Source organism: Phocaeicola fibrisolvens, from assembly GCF_025567125.1.
GTDB classification, from domain to species: Bacteria; Bacteroidota; Bacteroidia; order Bacteroidales; family Bacteroidaceae; genus Phocaeicola; species Phocaeicola fibrisolvens.
The window spans coordinates 1-6,702 of the sequence record NZ_JAOQJI010000084.1 but is presented as its reverse complement, the minus strand read 5'-3'; the positions used below and the strand labels follow the sequence as shown (position 1 = coordinate 6,702).

The 6,702-nt window shown below is 33.9% G+C and carries 4 protein-coding genes; all 4 read right to left on the bottom strand.

Annotation, left to right across the window (positions count from 1 at the left end; all coding sequences use genetic code 11):
• Positions 1-120: 120 nt before the first annotated feature.
• Genes OCV81_RS17335 through OCV81_RS17320 form a run of 4 tightly spaced genes read right to left on the bottom strand, consistent with a single transcriptional unit; the run spans position 121 to position 6,180 of the window.
• Positions 121-1,209, bottom strand: a complete 1,089-nt coding sequence (locus tag OCV81_RS17335) for a type II toxin-antitoxin system HipA family toxin (RefSeq protein WP_148331092.1) — start codon at positions 1,207-1,209, stop codon at positions 121-123.
• Positions 1,210-1,261: 52 nt separating this feature from the next.
• The gene (locus OCV81_RS17330) at positions 1,262-1,594 is read right to left on the bottom strand and encodes a protein NO VEIN domain-containing protein (RefSeq protein WP_148331091.1); all 333 of its coding nucleotides are present in this window, start codon (positions 1,592-1,594) and stop codon (positions 1,262-1,264) included.
• Between the two features lie 19 nt (positions 1,595-1,613).
• Positions 1,614-5,870: a sacsin N-terminal ATP-binding-like domain-containing protein gene (locus OCV81_RS17325; RefSeq protein ID WP_148331090.1), complete on the bottom strand. Its 4,257-nt coding sequence runs from the start codon at positions 5,868-5,870 to the stop codon at positions 1,614-1,616.
• Positions 5,863-6,180: a helix-turn-helix domain-containing protein gene (locus OCV81_RS17320; protein WP_148331089.1), complete on the bottom strand. Its 318-nt coding sequence runs from the start codon at positions 6,178-6,180 to the stop codon at positions 5,863-5,865. Before OCV81_RS17320 ends, OCV81_RS17325 begins: the two co-directional genes overlap by 8 nt.
• Positions 6,181-6,702 lie beyond the last annotated feature (522 nt).

The following is a 6,702-nucleotide window of genomic DNA, read 5'->3' as shown; positions in this document are numbered from 1 at the left end:
AAAGTAAATTCAAATCCGTTCTCCCCAAAATTACTCATAACAAATTGAATCTCAATAATTTCAAAGAACTACTATGATTTTTTAGTGGACACTAATGAATTTGCATATTGGATAATAGCCTCAATATTTATATACTATAAAATTTCTAATCTTTTCAAAATCAGATAAAATATCTTTCTTATTCAATCCTGCTTGCAACGCTACAGCAAACAGATCCTCTTTCGTTGGTTCAATCTTATCATTAATTGAAGTAGTACGAAAGCCATTGATGCCATCGCTAGGCAGCAAGTCATAAGCCGGAGCAAAATGCCAATCCCCATCACGATAAATGAAGGCAAAGTTCTTGGCATGGTCATCTTTGTTGCCTATCAGATAGTTGAATACCATCAGTCGGTAGACCTTCCACAGCTCGGCCACGCTATGTGTCAGCATGGCACAAACTTGAAATATGTGAGCGTAATCAATGCTTGGTAAACGATAATCAGCACCTATAAGGCCAGCCATGCTTACTACATGCAATTTGCTATTTGGTATCCGGTCAAATCGTTCCACACCAAAATATTTATCTTCAAAGAGACGTGTTTCCGGCATTTCAATTCCGCATTGCTTGGCAAGAAGCGAATAACGGTATTCATCTATACCAATACTCTGTGGGTCTCGTTTGGCACGGAATTTTACCAACCACTCCTTGTTATTATAGCGAACGAAGATTTTGGGTCGTGCACCTCCAGGTGAACCACCGCGATCTTGAAACTCCTCGATACCTTCGCCCGTATAATCGTCACTATCCAATATTTGTTCTGCTTCCAACGCCAACTTCTCGAAATCGGCATAATCCTGTCTTGTCACCACACTATGGTCCGGACGGAACTCCAATGCTCCGCGTCCTGTGGAACCTACCAATGCAAGGCGATCCAATAAAGTTAAAGTCCGTGGATTGATACTTTTTTGTTGCAAGTATCTATCTAAAATAAGCAATCCCCATCCATCAGGTAAACAATCATCGAAAACACCAAATCCTCCTTCAAACGGACGAGATTTGGCTATAAAGACACCGCTTTTCAAGGGTAATTCGAATGGTGATATGGAAAAACCGGAGCCAAGCCATTCGGTTGAATACTCGAAAGCACATAATCCTTCTTTGGTCAAAGCCAAACGACCGACTAGTCGATTATCATAAATGATTTCTATTTGTTTTATGTAATTCATTCCTACATTATAATATGTTACAATTTTACATACTTAATATAGAATTGTGGAATTAATCCCATTCTATAGTCAGTTGATACGTCTCAGGTTGCACTTCTAAAGATATATTACCATTCTTTGAACTAAAAGGAGATTCAACAATCGATACTTTTCCATCATGATATATAGCAAGATCATAATGTTCAGAATTATCTAATGCAAATTGATACTCCGAACAAGACATGAAAATAGGATTACCACTTTTTACCTCAAGGTATCTCACATCCGTCTTTGGAGTTCCCTTCTTTCTATATATGATATCGTAATGTAAATTATCATTACCACTTTCTTTATTAAGTATTGTCGAACAGCCATAAACATCCTCATATTGTTCACAAGATTTCATCGCCTCAAATGTTTTTATTTCAGCTTTTTTTCCCTATAAGATATTTTGACCTATCAGACTTATATCCATTTTGATTTTTCTTATTGTTGCCTGTCTTTATTTCGGAGTTTAAATCACGTAATACACTATGACATCTGGCGATTTCTATCGCCACCTTATTTGTGTCATCACCTGCATCTTCTTTCTTGTGATTGATTGAATCTAACTCATCATATTTCTTTAGCCTAAATCTAAATAAATCTTCCAATCCTTTAAATTTCGCAATAAGAGCATCAGTCTGATTAAGGATTCCTTCTGACATATGAAATTCATCAAGGATCTTTTCATATTCTGGCAAAATAGTTGTCGGTATATCAATCACTTCATAATTATAATTGTTAAGAGAAAAATTAAACTTACTTTGAACCATTTCTTGCATAATCTCATTAAGATTATCCTTATTAATCAGTGTTAGTTTTATTTCGTTTACTTTCTCTTCAAAAAAAGGTTCAGAAAAAGCCATGCATTTATTTCGATAATCCTCTATACAAGATAACGCATCTTGTTTATTAGAAGCAATCCGCCTTGAAGTCTCACCGTATAGATAAGATTTATATTTTACAAAATATTGATTCCGTATTGCAATAAATGATTCTTGATAAAAAGTTTTAAGACCATCATTCCCCAATATTGAGCAATCGTCCACCTTCATACTGAGCAACAAGTTATATTGTTCAAATGGTCTAAGATCTTCAATTCCTGTATATATTTCAGGCAAATCAAGGTACGGATATATGCTATGAATAAATTCTTTTGCATCAGTTATATGCTCCGCTAATTCTGATATATTGATTTTAGTATCTTGAGAATCAGAATATGACTTCCAAAAATTCTGTTCATACTCGCTAATGCCCAAACTTTTAAGAGTTAAAGTCCAAACTTCTGGTGAGACGTCCTTTTTAATGATGTACTCTATATAATGTGTATCGTGCGTGATAATATTTCTAAAATAGTTGGCCATCGTATTGCTTGTCACTTTCAAAGCCATACAAACAGCCTCATTAAGATTCTCGCTAAATACAGGATCGGAGATTGCATTGATACAATTATAGTAAGAAGAACATATATGAAAGTGCATTCCTCCATTTTCAAAAGAAGTCAATACATCGCCTTCTTTCATATAATGTAGTTCTCTGTTAAAATCATATTGTGCAGAAGTGTAAATATGCAGGTTATTGCATAAACTTTTCAATGAACTTATTGACTGACGAATAAGTTTTATATCCTTTATGTCATCACCTATTCTAAACGCAAGAAAATATTTAATTCTTTCAGAAAGATATTTTTTCATCTCTCTTAAAAGATTCTCGTTGTTGATATAATTATTAAATGAAATAGCTATATTCTTAGCCAATTTTACACCAAATATTTTTGAAACAGAATCCTCTCCCACGCGATTGCCAATTTCCAATTTAGGGAGTGTTGACAGTATAACTTGCGGCAACTGATCATTATCCCAATAATAAACCTCCTCAACAGGTTTCCATTCCAGATTTCCTTGTAATCTTGCCCACACATGAGTAAGATACTTATCTCTTATTTTAGGCAATAATAATTCATCTTCATTATTATTTCTAATAGCCTCCCTTAATTCTTTATATCGTTTTTGAATACCATAAGGATCCACCTTTTGAGATAAAAGTTTATATAACTGTTCTAAGGAAAGACTACCGATATTTTTCTGCGCTCCCAATGTGACAAGAAGTGGATTAATTTGGGTTATTCTATCAAGGAAAAGCGTATTTTCCAGGTAATTATAATTCACGCCACAGCCAAAATTTGTTGATTGGATCACTGAAGTTTGGAGTGGTAAAAATTGGGGCATGGCTCTCAATATGTATGCAGAGTAACTGTAGCGAACCGTCTCCGATTTTATAGAACGATAAAACAAGCTTATACTATTATTCATAATGTCAGACAACACTCTTTTATCTTTCAAAATAAGTCCAAGCGCCTCAGATAAGCTATATTTAGATAAAAACTCGACATCGGGAACATATGAATAATTATAGGTTTTTGATATTTGATTATATTGGTCAAAATTATTACAATAGTAATTATCTATTTGAGATTTACTATTATTATCCCTTACTTCATCCAAATATGCCGATTTGTTCCCAAAATAAACATGATCTGTAGGAACTCTTTGTGACACACCTATGTTGTGGTATAAAAAATGCAATGTTTCTTCTTCAGTTTTAGCACCTAAAATTTCTTTCCATTCTGACAGCGAACCTAACAATAACCATTTATCATCTATTTTTGTAAATAGATCACGAGAAAATGTAGGTTCTTCAAGAAGCAAAGAACACGCCTTTCTTGGATTGCCTAAGCGATTTATCAAATGTAGCTCCGACGTAAAAGCTGTTGCGTCCTTTGTTGGATGTTCAAATTCCCATTTCAACACTTCACACATTCCTTCATAATCCATCTCTTTTGCAGACCAGGCCTCTATCTTTTTACGAATTGCAGTGTGATCTCCATTTATTACCGATGTTATTTTTTGTAGTTTTTCCGTTACTTGGCGAATATTCTGCAAGTGCCAATTTTCTTGGAGTTTGTTGATTAGTTCAGAATCAACAGATTTTATTGATAAGCATTTTGGTAAAACGGTATTTCCCGACATACTAAGCACATATGCCGGATTATCTTTATTTACATCTATAATTTCTCCTTTTGCATCAATAAGGATGCTTATACTTATGCTATTCACACTGCAATCTGCAATAGCGTCTATAAACCCAACCCTTTCTTCAAGTGAAAGTTTATTATTTGCTATGGTTTGTATGCTATCAGCCACATCACCAAGCCTAATATTGATTTTATCTAAAACATATTTAGATAAATATCTATCAAGTGAAAATATTTCCTGGGTAATAGCAATAAGATGATTGTTTAGCGACGTGTTTTTATATATTTCCGGCTTTGCTTCTAATAACCAATCAGCTAATTTGTCTCCAAGCCTAATCGTGGATTCAATAGAAGAGAAACTAGAATTTATCAGAGGAAAAATTTTGATTCTCTCCAAATTATTTTTTATTGATTCTGCCAATGAAGATAGCAATGCCGCATCTATATCAGCATACGTAAAATTCAAAATATTAAATGGAACCCAATTATCACCATTCAGCAAATTATGATTGACTAAATTTTCGGATAACTTCACAGCTACTTCTCCGAGTTTCTTCAATACAATTTTATTATGTTCCGAATTGACCAAATGATTTCTAGATGCGTTTAATTCAAAAGTCCCATGATAAATTGCAGGAACATTTAACCTAACTTGTGTTGGAAAATATGAATAAAGATAATGCTCATAGTTAAACTCTGTCATTGGATAAGCGACTCCTACCTCGTATGCTCTATCATTGGACTGGTATTTGCACACCGCAAAACATATGTTTTCGTCATTATCACTAATTGTAACTTTTTCAATCCCCTCATCAATAACTTCTGCTTTAATCCTTTTTATAACTCTTTTTTTACCCTTATTATCTATATCAACACGTTCAATATTCCTGAGGAACAATAAAACCGAACAAGGAAGTGAAGACAATTTAAAATCTATATCTGAAACCACTGATTGACTTTGACAAAAAATCTCCACATCAGTAGTACAAGTTCCATTTACATCAAAACAACCTTGCTTTGTAATATCATCATCGTCTATTCTAGAAATTGACAATATAGGTAATGGTAAGTTATTAGGACGTTCTCTTTCAAAGTCATTTACATCATTCTGTGTTAGAATGCCTCTCCTTAGTCCTTCATCTTTTATCGTTTTCCACTCGCTTTTGGCAATTTCTTCACTAAATGAACATTGAACGCCATTAGAATGGATAGTTATCTTATCACTCCAATTAAGCAAAGAGCGAAAGCCCAACCCCTTATTCCCAATAGGTCGCACGGTCACATTTTTGTATGATTCTTTTGTTTTCGTTGAAAGAAATGAGCGCATTATTGACAACAGCCCTTCCTCGGTAAAGGGCCTGTTTCCCCAATTCTTGATATGAAAATGATTATCGTCAGTTAGAACTAATTCAATTTTAGGAGAACCTTCGTCATCTGCATTCTGAATCATTTCATACAATTCACGTCCAGAATACTCCTGTTTCATATCCAGTTCAATCTTTTTGTCTTGACGAATGCGTGAACTATTGAATGACAATTGAGAAAGATATTCTTTTTTATTAATCATTAAACAGTCACTCTCTTTGGTTATAAAATTTCTACTCATTTTTCTTACCTCTTTTTCGGATAACATTTTGTTCGTTTAATACATCGTCTAAGGATTGATATTGCTTTTGCGCAAAAAGAGCGTCAAATTCTGATAACGAATTTAAGGCAAATCCTATTTGAAGCAACCCCTTTAAAGATATTTCCCCAGTCTGTTCAAACCGACGGTAAGTAGCAAACTTGAGGCCGGCTCTTGTAGCTATGCCTTCTTGAGTTAGATTTAACTCCAATCTCCGTACTTTTACTTTAGCGGCAATTTGCTTCGCTACATCATCCGGAGTTGACAAATTAAACGATATTATATTATTCATAAGTCGGCTATTACACATATAACAAATAAAATATTGTTTATACAAAGATAGTGATAATATTTCAAGACCAAGCATCTTGAAAGCTCTTTTTTAGCTTATACGAATAATATCTCTATTAACTTGAATCTGCCGTGTTTTTGTACCTTTTCTCATCAAAAAACGGCATTTTTCACAAGTTTTTGTACCGCACATTTTGATATTCAAGAAATTACACTTACTTTTACTTTCCAAAATGGAGGTACAAGCCGAGAATGGTGCTAAAAATCACTAACTTACACATTCTCAGATACTTGCCAACCTACTGGTTGTACCTTTTAGAGCGCTATACTATTGATAATCAAAGATGTACACATACTGCATCGGCAAGTAGGATATTGTAATCAACTGCAACGAATTAGAACAAACTATAATGAAGAGGCCGTCTCAAAATGAAATATAATTTGGGACATTCAGTAAATAATATAAAATTAGCCAACTAATTCATACACAAAGTGTTGCGAATTAGCTGGCTTTTTTGTATCT